Here is a 19126-nt window from a genome sequence, read left to right as displayed (position 1 = left end):
AAAAACCCCTGTCAACCCTTTAAATTGCTTTTAAGACAATGATTTGCGCTTCTTTCTGATTTCTTCTTGGGGAGAAGAAACCCGTGGGCTGACGTTGCTGCGGGGCGCACTTTACAAGCCTTTGCCTTACAGTTCAACGCCCTATCGAAAAAAAAGGCCCTGGGATGCAGGGCCTTCTCTTATTGCAGTGCAATCCGGGCTCAGTGGAAGACGATTTCGTCGTTCTCCACAGTCGCCTCGACGCTGGTGCCCGGCATAAAGCTGCCCGACAGGATCAACTGCGCCAGCGGGTTCTCGATCCAGCGCTGGATCGCACGTTTCAAAGGCCGTGCGCCATACACCGGGTCGTAACCGACCGCGATCAGCTTGTCCAACGCCTCGCGGCTCAGCTCCAGCGACAACTCGCGTTCCGCCAGGCGACCGCGCAGACGCCCCAGCTGGATCTCGGTGATGCCCGCGATCTGATCCCGCGCCAATGGCTCGAAGATCACCACTTCGTCGACCCGGTTGATGAATTCCGGACGGAAGTGCGTGGTCAACGCATCCATTACAGCAGCGCGCTGGGCCTCACGATCACCTACCAGTTCCTGGATCTGCGCCGAGCCCAGGTTGGAGGTCATGACGATCACCGTGTTGCGGAAGTCCACAGTGCGCCCGTGGCTGTCCGTGAGTCGTCCATCTTCCAGCACTTGCAGCAAGATGTTGAACACGTCCGGGTGAGCCTTCTCGACCTCATCCAGCAGGATCACCGAGTAAGGCTTACGCCGCACGGCCTCGGTCAGGTAACCGCCCTCCTCGTAGCCCACATAGCCTGGTGGAGCCCCGATCAGGCGAGCCACCGAATGTTTCTCCATGAACTCGGACATGTCGATCCGTACCATGGCCTCTTCAGTATCAAAGAGGAACTCGGCCAGGGCCTTGCACAGCTCGGTCTTACCCACGCCGGTCGGGCCGAGGAACATGAACGAGCCGCTCGGACGGTTCGGGTCGGACAAGCCGGCGCGGGAACGCCGTACCGCGTTGGACACCGCCACGACCGCCTCTTCCTGGCCGATCACGCGCTGGTGCAACAGGTGCTCCATCTTCAGCAGCTTGTCACGCTCGCCTTCAAGCATTTTCGACACCGGGATGCCGGTCCACTTGGAAACGACTTCGGCGATTTCTTCCTCGGTCACCTTGCTGCGCAACAGCTGATTTTCAGCCTTACCGTGCTGGTCGACCATTTGCAGGCTGCGTTCCAGGTCCGGGATCACCCCGTACTGCAACTCGGCCATGCGGTTCAGGTCGCCTTTACGACGTGCGGCTTCCAACTCCTGGCGCGACTGCTCGATCTTTTGCTGGATCTGCGCAGAGCCCTGTACTTCGGCTTTTTCCGAGGTCCAGATTTCTTCGAGGTCCGAATACTCGCGCTCCAGGCGGACGATTTCCTCCTGGAGTTTTTCCAGGCGTTTCTTGGCCGCGTCGTCCTCTTCTTTCTTGAGGGCCTGGGATTCGACTTTCAGTTGAATCAGGCGACGATCAAGGCGGTCGAGCACTTCCGGCTTGGAGTCGATCTCCATGCGAATGCGGCTGGCCGCTTCGTCGATCAAGTCGATGGCCTTGTCCGGCAATTGACGGTCGGTAATGTAGCGATGGCTCAACTTGGCCGCCGCAATGATCGCACCGTCGGTGATCGCCACTTTATGGTGGACCTCGTAGCGCTCTTTCAGGCCCCGCAGGATCGCGATGGTGTCCTCTTCACTCGGCTCTTCCACCAGGACTTTCTGGAAACGCCGTTCAAGGGCCGCATCTTTCTCAATGTACTGGCGATATTCGTTAAGCGTGGTAGCACCGACACAATGCAACTCACCCCGCGCCAAGGCGGGCTTGAGCATGTTGCCAGCATCCATGGAGCCCTCGCCTTTACCGGCGCCGACCATGGTGTGCAGTTCGTCGATAAACAGAATGATCTGCCCTTCCTGCTTCGACAGTTCATTAAGCAGGGATTTCAGGCGCTCTTCGAATTCACCGCGGAACTTTGCACCGGCGATCAACGACCCCATATCCAGGGACAGCAGGCGCTTGCCTTTAAGGCCGTCCGGTACTTCACCATTGATGATGCGCTGGGCCAGGCCTTCGGCAATCGCGGTTTTACCCACGCCAGGTTCACCGATCAACACCGGGTTGTTCTTGGTGCGGCGCTGCAGAACCTGGATGGTGCGACGAATTTCATCGTCACGGCCGATCACCGGGTCAAGCTTGCCCTCTTCGGCACGCTTGGTCAGGTCGACGGTGTACTTGTCCAGGGCCTGGCGCGACTCCTCGTGGTTAGGGTCGTTAACCGCATCACCGCCACGCAGGTTGTTGATGGCGTTTTCCAGGGCTTTCTTGCTGACACCCTGGCCGAGTAACAACTTGCCAAGCTTGCTGTTCTCGTCCATGGCGGCGAGCAGCACCAGTTCGCTGGAGATGAACTGGTCACCCTTCTGCTGGGCCAGGCGGTCGGCCTGGTTAAGCAGGCGCGCCAGATCCTGCGACATATTCACGTCGCCGGTAGGGTTTTGGATTTTCGGCAGTTGGTCGAGCTCTTTGCTCAACTCCTTGCGCAGGCTGTTGACATCAAAGCCCACCTGCATCAGCAAGGGCTTGATAGAACCACCTTGCTGCTCCAGGAGTGCCTGCATCAAGTGCGCAGGCTCAATGGCCGGGTGGTCGAGCCCCACCGCCAAGGATTGGGAGTCCGATAAGGCCAACTGCAATTTGCTGGTTAAACGATCAATACGCATTAGTCACCTTCCTTTTGAGCAGGCCGGAGCTATAAAACATCCTGAATGAAGAAACCTGCCAGATACCCTTATAGATGGGGTGGATTCTGGAAGATTCAAGCGAGCGGCGGTTGATATGGATCAGCGTTGACCCAGATCAGCAGAGTCTAGCGCTCAAGCCAGACAAGGGAGGCAAAACGTCCGGTGCGGGGGCTGCGCCGGTACGAAAAGAAGCGTGGGTCGGTCACGGTGCAGAAGCCACCACCATAAACAGCGGTGACACCCCGCGCAGCAAGGCGCAGGCGGGCCAACTGATAGATGTCGGCCATGAATTTGCCTGGATTGAGGCTTGGTACAAAGGCTTCGGCAGTTGTCGGCAGGTGCTGCATGAAGGCTTCACGCACTTCAGGGCCAACCTCAAAGGCTTGCGGGCCAATCGCCGGGCCCAGCCATACCAGGACGTCCGAAGGCTCTGCGTCGAGGCTTTCGAAGACTGCCTCCAGCACGCCCGCCGCCAGCCCACGCCAACCGGCATGGGCCGCAGCCACACGAGTGCCGGCACGGTTGCAGAACAACACAGGCAGGCAATCGGCGGTCATCGCGGTGCAGGCGATGCCGGGGGTGCTGCTCCAGCTACCGTCGGCCTCGGCGGTGCGGCCAGGGTCGGCCTCGACCACATCCACGCCATGGACCTGGCGCAGCCAGGCCGGCTGAATATCGAAGGCTTCGGTAAGGCGACGACGATTCTCAAGGACGGCCTCAAGGCTGTCCTCAACGTGATCGCCCAGGTTAAGGCTGTCGAACGGCGCCTGGCTGACGCCGCCCGTGCGGGTAGTCACACAGGCTTTCACCCCGACAGGCGCGGGCCAGTCAGGAATCAGCCAGTCATTCATCCGACAAACGCCTCGCGATCCTGCTTGAGCAGCGACAGCAACCAGACAAAATCGTCTGGAAGTGGTGATTCCCAGCTCATGCGCTTACCGCTCGTCGGATGGTCCAGCTCCAGGAAACGTGCATGCAACGCCTGGCGCGGGAACGTCTTGAGCGATTCGACCATGGTCTGGCTCGCCGCAGGCGGAATGCGGAAGCGGCCACCGTAGGCCGGATCGCCCACCAACGGGAAGTTGATGTGGGCCATATGCACGCGAATCTGGTGGGTACGACCGGTTTCCAGCTTGACCCGCACATGGGTGTGGGAACGGAAACGCTCGAGCACGCGGTAGTGGCTCACCGCCTGCTTGCCGCCTTCCATCACCGCCATACGCTGGCGCTGCTGGCCGTGGCGACCGATCGGGGCATTGATCTTGCCGCCCGCCACAACCACGCCGATCACGATGCACTCGTAGATACGGCTGACACTGCGGCTCTGCAATTGCGTGACCAGTTGCGTTTGCGCCTGAATGGTCTTGGCCACCACCATCAAGCCGGTGGTGTCCTTGTCCAGACGGTGCACGATGCCGCAACGCGGCACGTTGATAATGTCGGGGATGTGGTGCAGCAAGGCATTGAGCAAGGTGCCATCAGCGTGCCCGGCCGCCGGGTGAACCACCAGGCCTGCGGGTTTGTTGATGACCAGGATGTCGTCGTCTTCATAGACGATATCCAGCTCGATGTCCTGGGCAACCCATTCTCCCTGGGCTTCCTGCTCGGCAGTCAGCTCAAGAATCGCACCGCCATGGACTATGTCTCGCGGGCGGATAACCGCTCCATCCACAGTCAGGCGGCCGTCTTTGATCCAGGCGGAAAGGCGCGAGCGCGAGTGCTCAGCGAATAATTGTGCGGCGACTTGATCGAGGCGTTGGCCGCCCAATTCGGACGGCACCTCTGCGCGAAGTTCAATTTTATCGGACATGCTCAGACTAGGCGTGGCACAGCCTTTGGTTTCGGCTGCGCGCTTGTGGTTAAATACGGCGTCTTTTGCCCCGAGGCTTTCAACGGGGCGCTCATCATAACAGGACGGCCCCGCCCAAGACAGCGGCCGTCATAGGGACGCAAGCCGCCATGCAAGTGAAACACCTGCTGCTGATCGCCATCCTCGCCATGACTGCTGCTTGCTCGTCAACAAAGGAAGTCGTCGACGAAAACCTGAGCGAAGTCGAGCTGTACCAACTGGCACAGAAAGACTTGGACAATAATAGCTACACCAGCGCCACAGCGAAGCTGAAGGCCCTGGAGTCGCGCTATCCGTTCGGGCGCTACGCCGACCAGGCCCAGCTTGAGCTGATCTACGCCAACTACAAGAACGCCGAGCCGGAGGCTGCCAAGTCCGCCGCCGAGCGCTTCATCCGCCTGCACCCGCAACACCCGAACGTGGACTACGCCTACTACTTGAAGGGCCTGACCTCGTTCGACCAGGATGTCGGCCTGCTGGCGCGCTTCCTGCCGCTGGACATGACCAAGCGTGACCCGGGCGCCGCCCGTGACTCCTACAACGAGTTCGCCCAGCTGACCAGCCGCTACCCAAACAGCCGCTACGCGCCGGACGCCAAGCAGCGCATGATCTACCTGCGCAACCTACTGGCTTCCTACGAAATCCACGTGGCCCACTACTACCTGACCCGTCAGGCGTATGTAGCCGCAGCCAATCGTGGTCGCTATGTCGTGGAAAACTTCCAGGAAACCCCATCCGTGGGTGACGGCCTGGCGGTGATGACCGAGGCTTACCAGCGCCTGCACCTGGACGAGCTGGCCAGCACCAGCCTGGAGACCCTGAAGCTCAACTACCCTGATCACCCGAGCCTGAAAGACGGCCAGTTCGTGCCTCAGGTGGCCGAAGCGGACAACCGCTCGTGGCTGAGCAAGTACACCCTGGGCCTGATCGAGTCGCGTCCGCCGTTGCCGCCGGGCGAAACTCGCGCCAACCAGGACGTGATCAAGCAGTTCCAGGACGCCAAGGAAGCCATTCCTTCGGACCTCAAGCCGCACGACGAGAACGGCGACGTGATCGAAGAAGAAGAGCCGCAGGCCCTGGGCAACAACCAGGATCGTTCGTGGTTCAGCTACATGACCTTCGGTGTGTTCGACTGAGTCTGTCGACGCAACGCAAAAAAGGAGCCTTTCGGGGCTCCTTTTTTATGGGCAAGGATTATTGCGCTGTGCGCCTGCCACGTCCTTGGCTAAACTGGCGCATTCCTTATCGAGAAACCGCCCATCATGCTTCGTCTTCTGTTCTGGATTGCCGTTATTGCTGCCGCGGTATGGTTCTGGCGCAAATTCAAAAGCCCGACCGCCAGGCAGCAACGCACCAGCGAGCCCGGCGCTGCGTTGATGGTGCGCTGCGCACACTGCGGCGTGCACTTGCCACAGGATCGCGCCCTGAGTTCGCGCCAGGAGTGGTATTGCACCCAGGCGCATCTGGAGCAAGGACCGAAGTCTATCCAGCGTTGATCCGACCTTCGGGGGCATAGGGTGCCGGATCGATGATCGGCGCACGCTCCAACAGCAAATCGACAAATAACTGGCACGATGCCGGCGCCAGGACCAACCCGTTGCGGTAATGCCCACAGTTGAGCCACAGCCCGTTGAAGCCGGGTACCCGACCGATAAAGGGGATGCCCTCCGGCGAGCCGGGCCGCAAGCCGGCCCAATGCCCCACCACTTCGGCGTCGGCCAGGGCGGGAATCAGTTCCACAGCCGAGGCCTTGAGGCTTTCCAGCGCGGTGTCGGTGGGCGTCTTGTCGAACCCCTCATGCTCCAGAGTGCTGCCGATGAGGATGTGCCCGTCGCGCCGAGGGATCGCATAACGCCCTTTGGCCAGGACCATGCTCGACAGGAAGTCCGAGGGGCACTTGTACAAAATCATCTGCCCCTTGACCGGTTCCACCGGCAACGCCAAGCCCAATGTGCCGAGCAACTCGCCGCTCCACGCCCCCGCTGCGAGCACCACCTGGTCCCCCAGAATCGGCCCCTGTGCCGTATCCACGCCCACTACGTTGCCGCCATCCAGAACAAAGCCGGTCACTTCGCACTGTTCGTGAACAGTCACGGCAGGCAAGGCCAATAGCGCGGCCTTCAAAGATTTGACCAGGCGCGGGTTGCGCACGTTGGCCACGTTGGCCATATAGATCGCCTGGGAATACCCTCCACCCAAGACAGGAACCGCATCATGGGCGGCAGACACATCGACCTTGCTCAAAGGCCGCCCTTCACGAGCAGCCCAGTCCAGCGCCTCGGTTTCATCGTCCAGGTCCAGCCAGTACAACCCCGTGGTATGGACCTCCGGGTCGACACCGGTAGCGGCAAACAGCCGCTCAGCCAGTTGCGGATAAAAATCCTGGGACCAATGGGCCAGCGCCGTGACTGCTGGGCTATAGCGCCACGGATACAGTGGCGAAACAATGCCTCCGCCCGCCCATGACGACTCCTGCCCCACACCGGCACGCTCCAGCAGGATCACAGCCTGCCCCTGGGTCGCCAGATTGAACGCCGTCAACAAGCCGATGACTCCGCCACCGACAATCACCACTTGCTGTTGCTTAGCCATCATTTGATCCAGCCGATAAATAGGAATAAACGCGCCCGGCGCCCAATCATCCAGCACCCTCATCACTGCCCCCAGCATGTCTGGCGCGACATTTCAGGTGCCGCCCCCGGATTGCCACGCGCACCGCTGCTTTCCAGGCTGAAGTCACCGCAAGGGTCGCCGGCCATCACAGAATCGGCGCCCGGTGTAGCAACCAGGTAGAAATCCTGAGGGTTCAACGCTGCGGTGATTCTATAGCGATCATTGCCCGTACTGACGCCGCTTGCGTCAATAAAAGTGCCGTTCCTCATATGAAACCGCTCCAGGTGCTGAGCCTGCTCGGTCAACAGCGCGACGATTTCCGCGCGATAGACCTTTTTCACATGGCCGGTGTACCCGGGGTAAGCGATTCCGGCCATAAACGCGATGATCGCTACGGCGATCAATAGCTCGATCAGGGTAAACCCCTGGCTGTCCATGCCCATTTCATTGCTCCTTATTGAAGTTGCCGCCACGAAACCCGCCGAAATCGCGAGCCACTCTCCTCCTCCACCCGCGCATACACGCTCTCCAATACCGTGCGCGATTGGCCACTGAGCCCGACCGCTGTTATCCGGTACAACGTCGCCAGGGTTTGCGGCGGCACATGCGGCAGCCCTACACCCGGCCCCAGGGATTGAATACCGTAGAGCCCACCCTTGATGGCAACCCAGTTAACCGATGACACTGGATGGGGCCCGGCACCCACCACCGAAAACGCTTCATCCGGTGGCCCACAGGCAGCGATCGACTGACACTGCGGCAAGGCCGCGCCCTTTCGCCTCACACCTTGCTCTCCCAGCCTCAAACCACTTTCTGCGGTTTGCAGCGACTGGTTGCGGTGCCACAGGCTCCCGGTGATCTTTTGCTGGGTGACCGCCCCCTGTATCGAAGACAGGCCGATCAACGACAACAGCAACAAAAACACCAGGCTTATCAGCAGGACCATTCCCCCCTGCCGCAAAGAAACACCCTCAGCAAGCACCATGGTCGCCCTACCCCACACGGTTTCGCAGCGCCGCCACGACGCTGTAGGTTTGATCTTTTACCCGCCCCGTCGGGTCTTGCAACGTCATGCGGATGCGCACACTGCGGATCAAGGACTCATCGGTCGGGATAGCGTCATAACGCACAACCCGAATTGACGCCGGGCTGGCAGCCACGCCGAAACTGATATCGAAAGCCTTTACGTTATCCACCAACACAGCCTTGGCCGGCGCGGCAAGCGTGCTGACTTTCAACTGGCCCGCCTCGAAGGTGTAGGTCAGTTGCCGAATCGTAAAACGAATCTGCCCGGGAGCAGGCGCAGGTGAGCTGCCTGAATAGGCTTGAGCGGTAGCCGTGCAGTCGGAGAGCACCGTCCAATCAGGCCGGCCGTCGCCGACATCGGCGGTAACCAGCGTCAGCGACTTTGAACTGCCCCCGGCATTCCAGCTGACAGGCCTATCAAAGGCTGGCGGGGCGTTCTCGATAAAGGCCGTGGCCAAACAGCCAAACATGCCCGCCTGGCGAATGTCCTGGATCATCTTGCCCAGCACAAACCGCGCATCATCCTGCAGCAACATGGCCGCCTGCTGGCTGGCGTCGGTCGCTCGTGAATTGATCAGCACCTGACTCCCGCCAAGCACCAGCACCAAACCGACGGCCAGGGCCAGCAACAATTCCACCAGGCTGAAACCTCTACCCCGATGCCTCATTGCATCACCCCCGGCTCATTGTCGAGGCGACTGGTCAGGGTGAAGGTTTCCCTCGCGCCGGGGGTGTTTGCACCCCGGCTGTCATCCCAACTGATACTGACAGTCACTTCATCTGCACTGACCACCACAGAGCCTTTGCCGCTCTCCCCGGCAAAACCGCGAATATTGGCTTCAAAGTCATGCAGATCCACATCACGTACGTTGGTGGTCGCGGTACTGGCCGGCGCTCGAGTGCCACGGCGCAACGAATAGTCGGCACCGGAATTGGCACGGATTCGGTCGAGCATATCGTAGGCGATGAAACTGGCCTGGCTGGTCATCCTCGAACTGTCGGTGTACTTGAGCGCGTTGAGCTGGAGCATCACAGCGCCTAACAGCCCGACGGCGAGAATCAGCACTGCAACCAGCACTTCGATCAATGTCATGCCGATTTGGTACCGAGGAAAAATCAGGGGAAAACGGGTTTTCAGGCAAGCGGGCATTACCGTCGTCATCCATGTCGAAGGCCGAAAAAAGCAGGAAAACCCTGCTGTGCGAACCAAGACTAGCGTCAGTTTTTCGACGGTGCAGGTCACGGAACAAAGGGAAATACTTTGGACATGAAGGCCATCATTCGACACGTCGAACCGGACGCTATACCTATGTTTCAACCCGATATGTACACCCGTCCACGGAGGGACGACCTATGAAACAACGAGGTTTCACCCTGATAGAACTGCTTCTCGGATTGATCGTGAGCGGCATCCTGGCGCATCTGGCTACGCCCAATTTCATCGGCCTGCTGGAATCACAGCAGCGACAAAGCGCGGCGCAATCACTGACGAACGGATTTCGCTTCGCGCGCACTGAAGCCATCACGCGTAACCGGGCGGTGGTCATCCACGCACTGGACGATGACTGGAGCCAGGGTTGGCGGGTCGTGCTGGATGTTAGCGGGCGTGGCCATCTGGACGACGACAACCCGGTGTTACTGGAGCGCCAGGGCAGCGGTCGGGTACCGATCGTCGGGAATGGACCGGTCAAAAGCCAGGTACGCTTCAGCGGGTTGGGCGAACCGGTATTTGTTGGGGGAGGTTTTCGTGCGGGCACTGTACATATATGCGCCACGGACTCGGTGCAGAGCCTGTACCAAGTGGTGCTGGCGCCCAGTGGGCGCATCAGCCTGCGCAGCGATAGAGCCGAACAGGCGTTGTGCCGAAGTTACTCCGGCACCCTGGCATTCAGAGCAGCGAGCGAACCCGTAGCTCCTTGGGCATGGAGAAAGTGATGTTCTCTTCACGACCGGCCAACTCATCGGCGCCCGTAGCACCCCACGCATGCAACTGCTGGATGACGCCACGCACCAGGACTTCCGGGGCCGAAGCGCCCGCCGTGATACCAATACGCTCGACACCATCGAACCAGCTGCGCTGCATATCTTCAGCGCCGTCGATCAGATACGCCGGTGTCGCCATGCGTTCGGCCAATTCGCGCAGGCGGTTGGAGTTGGAGCTGTTAGGGCTGCCGACCACCAGCACTACATCGCATTCATCGGCTAACTGTTTGACTGCATCCTGGCGGTTTTGGGTGGCGTAGCAGATGTCGTCCTTGCGTGGCCCACCAATGGCGGGGAAACGGCTGCGCAGCGCGTCGATCACGCGGCTGGTGTCGTCCATGGACAAGGTGGTCTGGGTTACGAATGCCAAACGCTCTGGGTTGTGAACCTGCAAGCTGGCGACGTCTTTTTCGTCTTCCACAAGGTAGATGGCGCCACCATTGCTGCCGTCGTATTGGCCCATGGTGCCTTCGACTTCCGGGTGGCCGGCATGGCCAATCAGGATGCATTCGCGACCATCACGGCTGTAGCGCGCGACTTCGATATGTACCTTGGTGACCAGCGGACAGGTGGCGTCGAATACTTTCAGGCCACGACCGGCCGCTTCGGAACGCACGGCCTGGGAAACACCGTGGGCGCTGAAAATAACGATGACGTCGTCCGGCACCTGCTCCAGTTCTTCGACAAAGATGGCGCCACGTGCGCGCAGGTCTTCGACCACGAACTTGTTATGGACGACCTCATGGCGCACATAGATCGGCGGCCCGAAGACCTCCAGGGCGCGGTTGACGATTTCGATCGCCCGGTCCACGCCGGCGCAGAAGCCACGGGGGTTGGCGAGTTTGATTTGCATGCTGTGCCTCGTGTCTGGCGCTTGGGCCAGAGTTGATGCTACTGAACTGACAATGGCGACCAAAGGCGGGAGCGGGCTTGCCCCCTCCCACATTTTAGATCGGGGCGTTGATCAAAGAGCTTTAACGTCGATGATTTCAACGTCGAACGTCAAGGTTTTACCGGCCAACGGGTGGTTGAAGTCGATAGTTACCTGCGCATCATCGAAGGTTTTGACCACACCGGGCAGCTCGGTATTCGCCGCATCATTGAAAATCACCAGCAAGCCTTCCGACAGGTCCATGTCCTGGAACTGCGAACGCGGGATGATCTGCACATTTTGCGGGTTGGGCTGGCCAAAGGCGTTTTCCGGCAGGATCTGCAGGGTGCGCTTGTCGCCGGCCTTGAAACCGAACAGTGCCGCTTCAAAACCTGGCAACAGGTTGCCGTCGCCGACCTTGAAGGTCGCCGGGGCTTTGTCGAACGTGCTGTCGACCGTGTCGCCATTCTCCAGGCGCAGTGCGAAATGCAAGGTGACTTCCGTGTTCTGGCCGATGCGTTGCCCAGCCAATACCTGATCAGTCATTGACGGTCTCTCCGGTTTTCTTACTTTTGAACATGTCCAGCGCCAGCATGATTGCACCAACGGTGATGGCGCTGTCGGCAAAATTGAACGCGGGGAAGTAATGGCGGTTCTGCCAATGCACCAGGATGAAGTCGATCACATGGCCCAGGGCTATACGGTCGTACAGGTTGCCCAGGGCGCCGCCCAACACCAGGGCCAAGGCGATGGCCAGCCAGGTGTCATCGCGCCCCAGGCGCTTGAGCCAGACCACGAGCACCGCACTGACCACTACGGCGATCAGAGCGAACAGCCAGCGCTGCCAGCCACCACCGTCAGCCAGGAAGCTGAAAGCCGCGCCGGTGTTGTAGGCCAGGGTCCAGCTGAAGTAATCCGGGATCACCACGATTTGCTGGAACATTTCCAGGGAGCCTTCGAAGTGAGCCTTGCTGACCTGGTCGATGACCAGGACCAGCACGCTCAGTACGAGCCAGCCCAGACGTCCGAAACGACTGGCTGCATCAGGCATAGTGGCGAACCTCGCCTTCACCGGAAATGTTGTCGACGCAACGACCGCAGATTTCCGGATGTTCAGGGTTCACCCCGACGTCTTCACGGCAGTGCCAGCAACGGGCGCACTTAGGGAAGGCCGACTTGACCACTTTGAGCTTGAGGCCCGGCACTTCGGTGGCCACGGCATCCGCCGGTGCCTGGGCAAACGGTGCCAGGCTCGCAGTGGAAGTGATCAACACGAAGCGCAGCTCGTTGCTCAGTTTGGTCAGGTCGGCAGTCAGGCCTTCCTCGGCAAACAGGGTGACTTCGGCCTGGAGGTTGCCACCGACGGCCTTGGCCGCACGCTGAACCTCCAGCTCCTTGTTCACCGCAACCTTGACGGCCATTACACCTTCCCAGTACTCGCGGCCCAGTTCAAAGTCGGCCGGCAGTTCGGTCAAGCCTTCGTACCAGGTATTGAGCATGACGGACTCGTTACGCTCGCCCGGCAGGTATTCCCACAGTTCGTCGGCGGTGAAGGCCAGGATCGGGGCGATCCAGCGCACCAGCGCTTCGGAGATGTGGTACAGCGCGGTCTGCGCCGAACGGCGGGCCTTGCTGTTGGCACCGGTGGTGTACTGGCGGTCCTTGATGATGTCGAGGTAGAAACCACCCAGCTCCTGCACACAGAAGTTGTGGATCTTGGAGTACACGTTCCAGAAGCGGTATTCGCCGTAGTGCTCCTGCAACTCGCGCTGCAGCAACAGGGTACGGTCCACGGCCCAACGGTCCAGGGCGAGCATGTCCTCGGCCGGCAGGATGTCGGTGGCCGGGTTGAAACCGGTCAGGTTCGACAGCAGGAAGCGCGCGGTATTACGGATACGGCGGTAGGCATCGGCGCTGCGGGCCAGGATCTGGTCCGACACGGCGATCTCGCCGGAGTAATCGGTCGACGCCACCCACAGGCGCATGATGTCTGCGCCCAAGGTGTCGTTGATCTTTTTCGGCTCGATCACGTTCTTCAGCGACTTGGACATCTTGCGGCCCGTCTCGTCGACGGTGAACCCGTGGGTCAGCAGCTCGCGGTATGGCGCGTGGTTGTCGATGGCGCAACCGGTCAGCAGCGACGAGTGGAACCAGCCCCGGTGTTGGTCGGAGCCCTCCAGGTACAGGTCGGCACGCGGGCCGGTTTCGTGACCCATCGGGTGCGAGCCGCGCAGCACGTGCCAGTGGGTGGTACCCGAGTCGAACCATACGTCGAGGGTGTCGCTGATCTTGTCGTACAGCGGCGCTTCGTCACCCAGCAACTCGGCGGCGTCCAGCTTGAACCAGGCTTCGATGCCTTCCTGTTCGACACGCTGGGCCACCACTTCCATCAGTTCGACGGTGCGTGGGTGCAGCTCGCCGCTTTCCTTGTTGAGGAAGAACGGGATCGGCACGCCCCAGTTACGCTGGCGGGAGATGCACCAGTCCGGACGGTTGGCGATCATCGAGTGCAGGCGCGCCTGGCCCCAGGCCGGGACGAACTGGGTGTCTTCGATGGCTTTGAGCGAGCGTACACGCAGGGTATCGCCGCTGGCTGGCTCCTTGTCCATGCCAATGAACCATTGCGCCGTGGCGCGGTAGATCAGCGGGGTCTTGTGGCGCCAGCAGTGCATGTAGCTGTGCTTGATGGTGTCGGTTTGCATCAGCGCACCGACTTCACGCAACTTGTCGATGATCGGCTGGTCGGCCTTGAAGATGAACTGGCCGCCGAAGAACTCCAGCGACGGCACATAAACGCCGTTGCTTTGCACGGGGTTGATGATCTCGTCGTTGACCATGCCGTACTTCTTGCAGATCACGAAGTCGTCCACGCCATAGGCAGGCGAGCAGTGAACAATGCCCGTACCCGAACCCAACTCTACGTAGTCAGCCAGGTACACCGGCGACAGACGGTCATAGAACGGGTGACGGAAGTTGATCAGCTCCAGCGCGGAACCGGTGGTGGTGGCAATTACCGAACCTTGCAGCTCGTAGCGAGCCAGGCACGCCTCGACCATTTCCTCGGCGAGCACCAGCAGGCGATCACCGACGTCCACCAGGGCGTAGGTGAACTCCGGGTGCACGTTCAGCGCCTGGTTGGCGGGAATGGTCCACGGGGTGGTGGTCCAGATCACGATGGCCGCGGGCTTGCTCAGGCTTGCCAGGCCGAACGCCTCGGCCAGCTTGGCATCGTCGGCGATCGGGAAGGCCACGTCGATGGTCGAGGACTTCTTGTCTTCGTATTCGACTTCCGCTTCAGCCAGGGCCGAGCCGCAATCGAAGCACCAGTTCACGGGCTTGAGGCCCTTGAACACGAAACCGCCCTTGACGATTTCGGCCAAGGCACGGATTTCACCGGCCTCGTTCTTGAAGTTCATGGTTTTGTACGGGTTGTCCCACTCACCCAGCACACCCAGGCGGATGAACTCGGACTTCTGCCCTTCGATCTGCTCGGCAGCGTAGGCACGGCACAGTTCACGGGTTTTATCCGCGCCCAGGTTCTTGCCGTAGGTCACTTCGACCTTGTGTTCGATCGGCAGGCCGTGGCAGTCCCAACCCGGGACATAAGGCGCGTCGAAACCCGCCAGCGTTTTCGAGCGCAGGATCATGTCCTTGAGAATCTTGTTCAGCGCATGACCGATGTGAATCGTGCCGTTGGCATAAGGAGGGCCGTCGTGCAGGACGAATTTCGGACGATCCTTGCCAATTTCGCGCAACTTTCCGTACAGGCCAATACTGTCCCAGCGCTGCAGGATCTGCGGTTCGCGCTGTGGCAGGCCGGCCTTCATTGGGAAGGCGGTGTCCGGAAGGTTTAGCGTGGCTTTATAGTCGGTCATTTAAGGCTCTTCGGTTAGCGATGGGCGCTAGGTGCGGCTAGTGCACGGGCGGCGGCGACATCCGCATTGATCGCCGTTTTCAACGCCTCAAGCGAGGCGAAACGCTGCTCTTCACGCAGCTTCTGGTGGAAAACCACCGTCAAACGCCGGTCATACAGATCACCGGCAAAATCCAACAGATGAACTTCCAGGTGGGCCTTGCCATCACCTGCAACCGTGGGCCTGACACCTATGTTGGCGACTCCCGGCCACGATTGACCGTCGATGTCGACGCTGACCAGGTAAACCCCGGTCAGCGGCACACGGCGGCGCTTGAGTTGCACGTTGGCAGTTGGCGTGCCCAGTTGGCGCGCCAGCTTCTGGCCGTGCAGTACCCGCCCGGCAATGCGGAACGGGCGACCGAGCAAACGCTCGGCCAAGGCGAAGTCGGCAGCGGCCAGGGCGTTACGCACCTGGGTGCTGCTCACGCGCAGGCCGTCCAGTTCGACGGTTTGCGCGGCTTCGACGGTAAAGCCCTGGGTGATACCGGCGTGTTGCAGGAACTCGAAATCCCCGACCCGATCGCAGCCAAAACGGAAGTCGTCGCCGACCTCCAAATGCTGTACGCCCAGACCGTCTACCAGTATGCGGTCGACGAACTCGGCAGCGCTGAGACTTTGCAAACGCTGGTTGAAAGCCAGGCAGAGGACGCGGTCCACGCCTTCTTCGGCCAGCAGTTGCAGCTTGTCCCGCAGACGGGCCAGACGTGCCGGTGCCGTTTCCGGGGTGAAATATTCCCGCGGCTGCGGCTCGAAAATCACCACGCAGCTGGGTACGCCCAACTCGACCGCACGCTCGCGCAGCCGGGCCAGGATAGCCTGGTGGCCACGGTGAACACCGTCAAAGTTGCCAATAGTGGCGACGCAGCCCCGATGCTCAGGGCGCAGGTTGTGGAGACCTCGAACCAGCTGCATAACGCGCTTCTTGCTCATAAAGTGGTCGATTATAACCACACCCGGCCCCGGACGACAGGCAACAGCGCAGGGCAAATGGATCGAATCGATAAAACAACCGTTTTATCGCGGCAAACTCTCTAGCTCAACGACTTGCGATTGAAATCCCGCAGGCGGAAGCCTTGCAGCAGCAACATCCCGAAGTACACCACCACGCCGGCCACGACCAGCACGCCCAGGCGCATAAAGCGCTCCAGCATATGCCCCTCATCCCAGGCCGGCATGAAGTGCATCAGGCCGAGCAATACCGCCGACATCATCGCAACCGCCACCAGCAACTTGAGGGCGAACATGCCCCAGCCAGGCTGAGGCTGGAACATCTGTTGTTTGCGCAGCTGATAAAACAGCAGGCCGGCATTGATGCACGCACCGGCACTGATGGCCAGGGCCAGGCCGGCGTGGGCCAGCGGACCAATAAACACCAGGTTGAGCAGTTGCGTGACGATCAGGGTGAAGATCGCGATCTTTACCGGCGTGCGGATGTTTTGCTGGGCATAGAAGCCAGGCGCCAGCACCTTGATCACGATAATGCCGAGCAGGCCGACGGAATAGGCCACCAGCGCATGCTGGGTCATCAACGCGTCATGGGCATCGAATTGCCCGTATTGGAACAGCGACACTGTCAGCGGCTCGGCCAGGATCCCCAACGCCAGTGCGCACGGCAGCACCAGCACGAAGCACAGGCGCAGCCCCCAATCAAGGATGCGCGAGTATTCCTGGCGATCCTTGCTGGCATAGGTGCGTGCCAGCGTCGGCAGCAAAATGGTGCCCAGGGCCACGCCCAGCACACCGGAAGGCAACTCCATGAGACGGTCGGCGTAATACATCCATGACACCGAGCCGGATACCAGCAGCGAGGCGAACGCGGTGTTGATGATCAGGGAAATCTGGCTCACCGACACCCCCAGGATCGCCGGCAACATATTGCGCATGACGCGCCAGACGCCGGTGTCCTTGAAGTTCAGGCGCGGCAATACGAGCATGCCGATCTTTTTCAGGTGCGGCAGTTGGTAGAGCAACTGCGCCAGGCCACCGGCCAGCACGGCCCAGCCAAGGGCCATGACCGGTGGATCGAAGTAAGGTGTCAGGAACAGGGCAAAGATAATCATGCTGACGTTAAGCAGCGTCGGCACGAACGCCGGCACCGAGAAACGGTTCCAGGTGTTGAGGATCGCACCGGCCAGGGATGACAGCGAGATCAGCAATATATAAGGAAAGGTCACCCGCAATAGATCAGTGGTCAGCGCGAATTTTTCCGGCGTATTGGCAAAACCCGGCGCCGTGGCCCAGATCACCCAGGGCGCGGCGAGCATGCCGACGAGGGTCACCAGCATCAACACCAGGGTGAGCAGGCCCGAGACGTAGGCAATGAAGGTACGGGTCGCCTCCTCCCCCTGCTGGGTCTTGTACTCGGCCAGAATCGGCACGAACGCCTGGGAAAACGCGCCCTCGGCAAAGATCCGCCGCAGCAGGTTGGGCAGTTTGAACGCAATAAAGAACGCATCCGTGGCCATGCTGGCGCCGAAGATACGCGCCAGCAGGGTGTCACGCACAAACCCCAGAACCCGGGAGATCATCGTGATAGAGCTGACGGCGGCCAACGATTTGAGCAGATTCATTGAAAGAGTTTGCGCCTATAGATAAAGAGCAGGCGAACTAAGCGCCTACTTATGCGATACTGCGCGCCTGCAACAGCACAGCGCCAAAGCTCGCGAGTTTACAGGTCAAGCGCCGGAAATAAATCACCCGCCTCTTCAGATCGACCACTCAGCAGTTCGCATCAGCCGGCCTTGACAACACATCAAGTCATCGGCATGATTCGCGGCCTATTTTGTTTGCTATTTCCTAAAAAGTCTTTCGAGGAGCTCGACGGTGGCCAACACACCTTCCGCCAAAAAACGTGCAAAACAGGCTGAGAAGCGTCGCAGCCACAACGCCAGCCTGCGTTCCATGGTTCGTACCTACATCAAGAATGTAGTTAAAGCCATCGACACCAAAGACGCTGAAAAAGCTCAAGCAGCTTACGTTCTGGCTGTGCCAGTTATCGACCGTATGGCCGATAAAGGCATCATCCACAAGAACAAGGCCGCTCGTCATAAGAGCCGCCTGAATGGCCACATCAAGGCTCTGAGCGTTCCTGCTGCAGCCTAAGTGGTAGCAACTGCAACGCAACCCCGGTTGCGAAACAGTTAAGAAATGCCCCATACCGAAAGGTCTGGGGCATTTTTGTTTGTGACTGAAAATACACCACGATCAAAATGTGGCCGGGGTATCCGGTAGAGATTTTCAAGCGCACAAAAAACGCCCCGAACCAGTCGGGGCGTTTTTGCTACCACTTGATCAAAACATCAATCAATGGTGATGGCCGCCTTCACCGTGGACGTGACCGTGAGCCACTTCTTCCTGGGAAGCGTCGCGGATGGCAACGATCTTCACTTGGAAGTTCAGGCGCTGGCCAGCCAGGGGGTGGTTGCCGTCGACGGTGACGTCGTCGCCGTCCAGGTCACGGATAGTGACGATCTGCATTTGACCGTCCGGCGCGGAGGCGTGGAACTGCATGCCCACTTCCAACTCATCAACACCTTCGAACATGCTGCGGCTCAGGGTGCTGACCAGTTCGGCGGAGTATTCGCCGTAGGCATCTTCAGGCTCTACGGCAACGGTCAGCTCATCACCGACGTTCTTGCCTTCCAGGGCCTTTTCCAGGCCTGGGATGATGTTACCTGCGCCTTGCAGGTAGACCAGCGGCGCGCCGCCGGCTGAGCTGTCGATGACCTCACCAGCGTCGTTGGTCAGGGTATAGTCGATGGAGACAGCCTTGTTAGCGGCGATCGTCATGGGGCGAGACCTTTTGCATAAGAATGAAGAACGGACAAGTCTAAACAAGGATTTGCCCGAAAGCGAACAGAACCCGGACGGACGGGACCGATCAACGGCATCCCTGGTCATCGGTTTCCATCAGGACGAGGAGGGTCACTGGGTTGCCGGGCTGTCCTGCGGCCACACCCAGCACCTGCGCCACCAGCCGCCATGGCAGTCTCGCGCCTGGGTACTCGACGCCGCGCAGCGCCTGGAAAAAATAGGCCAGCCCTTTGCCTGCGGCTGGTGTGCGCAAGCGCCCGAATAACGAT

The 19126-nt window shown here is 60.1% G+C and carries 20 protein-coding genes; 5 read left to right on the top strand and 15 right to left on the bottom strand.

Annotation, left to right across the window (positions count from 1 at the left end; all coding sequences use genetic code 11):
- Positions 1-200: 200 nt before the first annotated feature.
- From clpB to rluD, 3 genes are all read right to left on the bottom strand, one after another.
- The gene (clpB, locus tag J3D60_RS25550) at positions 201-2765 is read right to left on the bottom strand and encodes an ATP-dependent chaperone ClpB (protein ID WP_027606841.1); all 2565 of its coding nucleotides are present in this window, start codon (positions 2763-2765) and stop codon (positions 201-203) included.
- A 146-nt stretch (positions 2766-2911) separates the two neighbouring features.
- Complete coding sequence (pgeF, locus tag J3D60_RS25545; protein WP_253493264.1) at positions 2912-3637, bottom strand: peptidoglycan editing factor PgeF; 726 nt, start codon at positions 3635-3637, stop codon at positions 2912-2914.
- On the bottom strand, positions 3634-4596 hold the full coding sequence (rluD, locus tag J3D60_RS25540; RefSeq protein ID WP_032886184.1) for a 23S rRNA pseudouridine(1911/1915/1917) synthase RluD: 963 nt from the start codon (positions 4594-4596) through the stop codon (positions 3634-3636). Before rluD ends, pgeF begins: the two co-directional genes overlap by 4 nt.
- 149 nt (positions 4597-4745) lie before the next feature.
- On the opposite strand from rluD, the gene J3D60_RS25535 reads away from it, so the two are divergent.
- Complete coding sequence (locus J3D60_RS25535) at positions 4746-5771, top strand: outer membrane protein assembly factor BamD (protein WP_065938477.1); 1026 nt, start codon at positions 4746-4748, stop codon at positions 5769-5771.
- A 126-nt stretch (positions 5772-5897) separates the two neighbouring features.
- Positions 5898-6131 carry a PP0621 family protein gene (locus J3D60_RS25530; protein WP_027606845.1) on the top strand — a complete coding sequence of 78 codons (234 nt, stop codon included), beginning with the start codon at positions 5898-5900 and terminating at the stop codon, positions 6129-6131.
- Here J3D60_RS25530 and thiO read toward each other — a convergent pair.
- From thiO to pilV, 5 genes are all read right to left on the bottom strand, one after another.
- A complete protein-coding gene (gene thiO, locus J3D60_RS25525) occupies positions 6118-7227 on the bottom strand; it encodes a glycine oxidase ThiO (RefSeq protein WP_065938955.1) in 1110 nt (369 codons plus the stop codon). The genes J3D60_RS25530 and thiO overlap by 14 nt on opposite strands.
- 62 nt (positions 7228-7289) lie before the next feature.
- Positions 7290-7691 carry a type IV pilin protein gene (locus J3D60_RS25520; RefSeq protein WP_253493261.1) on the bottom strand — a complete coding sequence of 134 codons (402 nt, stop codon included), beginning with the start codon at positions 7689-7691 and terminating at the stop codon, positions 7290-7292.
- 11 nt (positions 7692-7702) lie between these two features.
- Complete coding sequence (locus J3D60_RS25515; RefSeq protein ID WP_065938954.1) at positions 7703-8233, bottom strand: PilX N-terminal domain-containing pilus assembly protein; 531 nt, start codon at positions 8231-8233, stop codon at positions 7703-7705.
- Positions 8234-8240: 7 nt separating this feature from the next.
- Entirely contained in the window at positions 8241-8942 is a 702-nt protein-coding gene (locus tag J3D60_RS25510; protein ID WP_253493258.1) for a prepilin-type N-terminal cleavage/methylation domain-containing protein, read from the bottom strand.
- Positions 8939-9424: a type IV pilus modification protein PilV gene (gene pilV / locus J3D60_RS25505; RefSeq protein ID WP_301294593.1), complete on the bottom strand. Its 486-nt coding sequence runs from the start codon at positions 9422-9424 to the stop codon at positions 8939-8941. Before pilV ends, J3D60_RS25510 begins: the two co-directional genes overlap by 4 nt.
- Before the next feature lie 203 nt (positions 9425-9627).
- Between pilV and J3D60_RS25500 the strand changes: the two genes are divergently transcribed.
- The gene (locus J3D60_RS25500) at positions 9628-10209 is read left to right on the top strand and encodes a GspH/FimT family pseudopilin (RefSeq protein ID WP_253493252.1); all 582 of its coding nucleotides are present in this window, start codon (positions 9628-9630) and stop codon (positions 10207-10209) included.
- On the opposite strand, the gene ispH is transcribed toward J3D60_RS25500, so the two are convergent.
- From ispH to murJ, 6 genes are all read right to left on the bottom strand, one after another.
- On the bottom strand, positions 10163-11110 hold the full coding sequence (gene ispH, locus J3D60_RS25495) for a 4-hydroxy-3-methylbut-2-enyl diphosphate reductase (protein WP_065938472.1): 948 nt from the start codon (positions 11108-11110) through the stop codon (positions 10163-10165). The genes J3D60_RS25500 and ispH overlap by 47 nt on opposite strands.
- 111 nt (positions 11111-11221) lie before the next feature.
- Positions 11222-11674, bottom strand: a complete 453-nt coding sequence (gene fkpB, locus J3D60_RS25490; RefSeq protein WP_065938471.1) for an FKBP-type peptidyl-prolyl cis-trans isomerase — start codon at positions 11672-11674, stop codon at positions 11222-11224.
- The gene (gene lspA / locus J3D60_RS25485; protein WP_065938470.1) at positions 11667-12179 is read right to left on the bottom strand and encodes a signal peptidase II; all 513 of its coding nucleotides are present in this window, start codon (positions 12177-12179) and stop codon (positions 11667-11669) included. The genes fkpB and lspA overlap by 8 nt, the downstream gene beginning before the upstream one ends.
- Positions 12172-15003 (bottom strand): isoleucine--tRNA ligase, encoded by a 2832-nt coding sequence (gene ileS / locus J3D60_RS25480; RefSeq protein WP_253493251.1) that lies wholly within the window; start codon positions 15001-15003, stop codon positions 12172-12174. Before ileS ends, lspA begins: the two co-directional genes overlap by 8 nt.
- 14 nt (positions 15004-15017) lie before the next feature.
- Entirely contained in the window at positions 15018-15956 is a 939-nt protein-coding gene (ribF, locus tag J3D60_RS25475) for a bifunctional riboflavin kinase/FAD synthetase (RefSeq protein WP_065924072.1), read from the bottom strand.
- 119 nt (positions 15957-16075) lie between these two features.
- Positions 16076-17614 carry a murein biosynthesis integral membrane protein MurJ gene (gene murJ / locus J3D60_RS25470; RefSeq protein ID WP_253493250.1) on the bottom strand — a complete coding sequence of 513 codons (1539 nt, stop codon included), beginning with the start codon at positions 17612-17614 and terminating at the stop codon, positions 16076-16078.
- A 253-nt stretch (positions 17615-17867) separates the two neighbouring features.
- Between murJ and rpsT the strand changes: the two genes are divergently transcribed.
- Entirely contained in the window at positions 17868-18146 is a 279-nt protein-coding gene (gene rpsT, locus J3D60_RS25465; RefSeq protein ID WP_003188401.1) for a 30S ribosomal protein S20, read from the top strand.
- 201 nt (positions 18147-18347) lie between these two features.
- Here the strand turns inward: rpsT and J3D60_RS25460 are convergent, their stop codons facing one another.
- Positions 18348-18833: a peptidylprolyl isomerase gene (locus J3D60_RS25460; RefSeq protein ID WP_003188398.1), complete on the bottom strand. Its 486-nt coding sequence runs from the start codon at positions 18831-18833 to the stop codon at positions 18348-18350.
- Here J3D60_RS25460 and J3D60_RS25455 point away from each other — a divergent pair.
- On the top strand, positions 18832-19122 hold the full coding sequence (locus J3D60_RS25455; protein ID WP_367399680.1) for a DUF3565 domain-containing protein: 291 nt from the start codon (positions 18832-18834) through the stop codon (positions 19120-19122). The genes J3D60_RS25460 and J3D60_RS25455 overlap by 2 nt on opposite strands.
- The last annotated feature ends 4 nt before the right edge of the window (positions 19123-19126 follow it).

This window comes from Pseudomonas sp. S3E17 (assembly GCF_024168685.1).
Taxonomy (GTDB): domain Bacteria; phylum Pseudomonadota; class Gammaproteobacteria; order Pseudomonadales; family Pseudomonadaceae; genus Aquipseudomonas; species Aquipseudomonas marginalis.
Note: the sequence above shows the minus strand (reverse complement) of the source record. Positions and strands in the feature narration are given on the sequence as shown.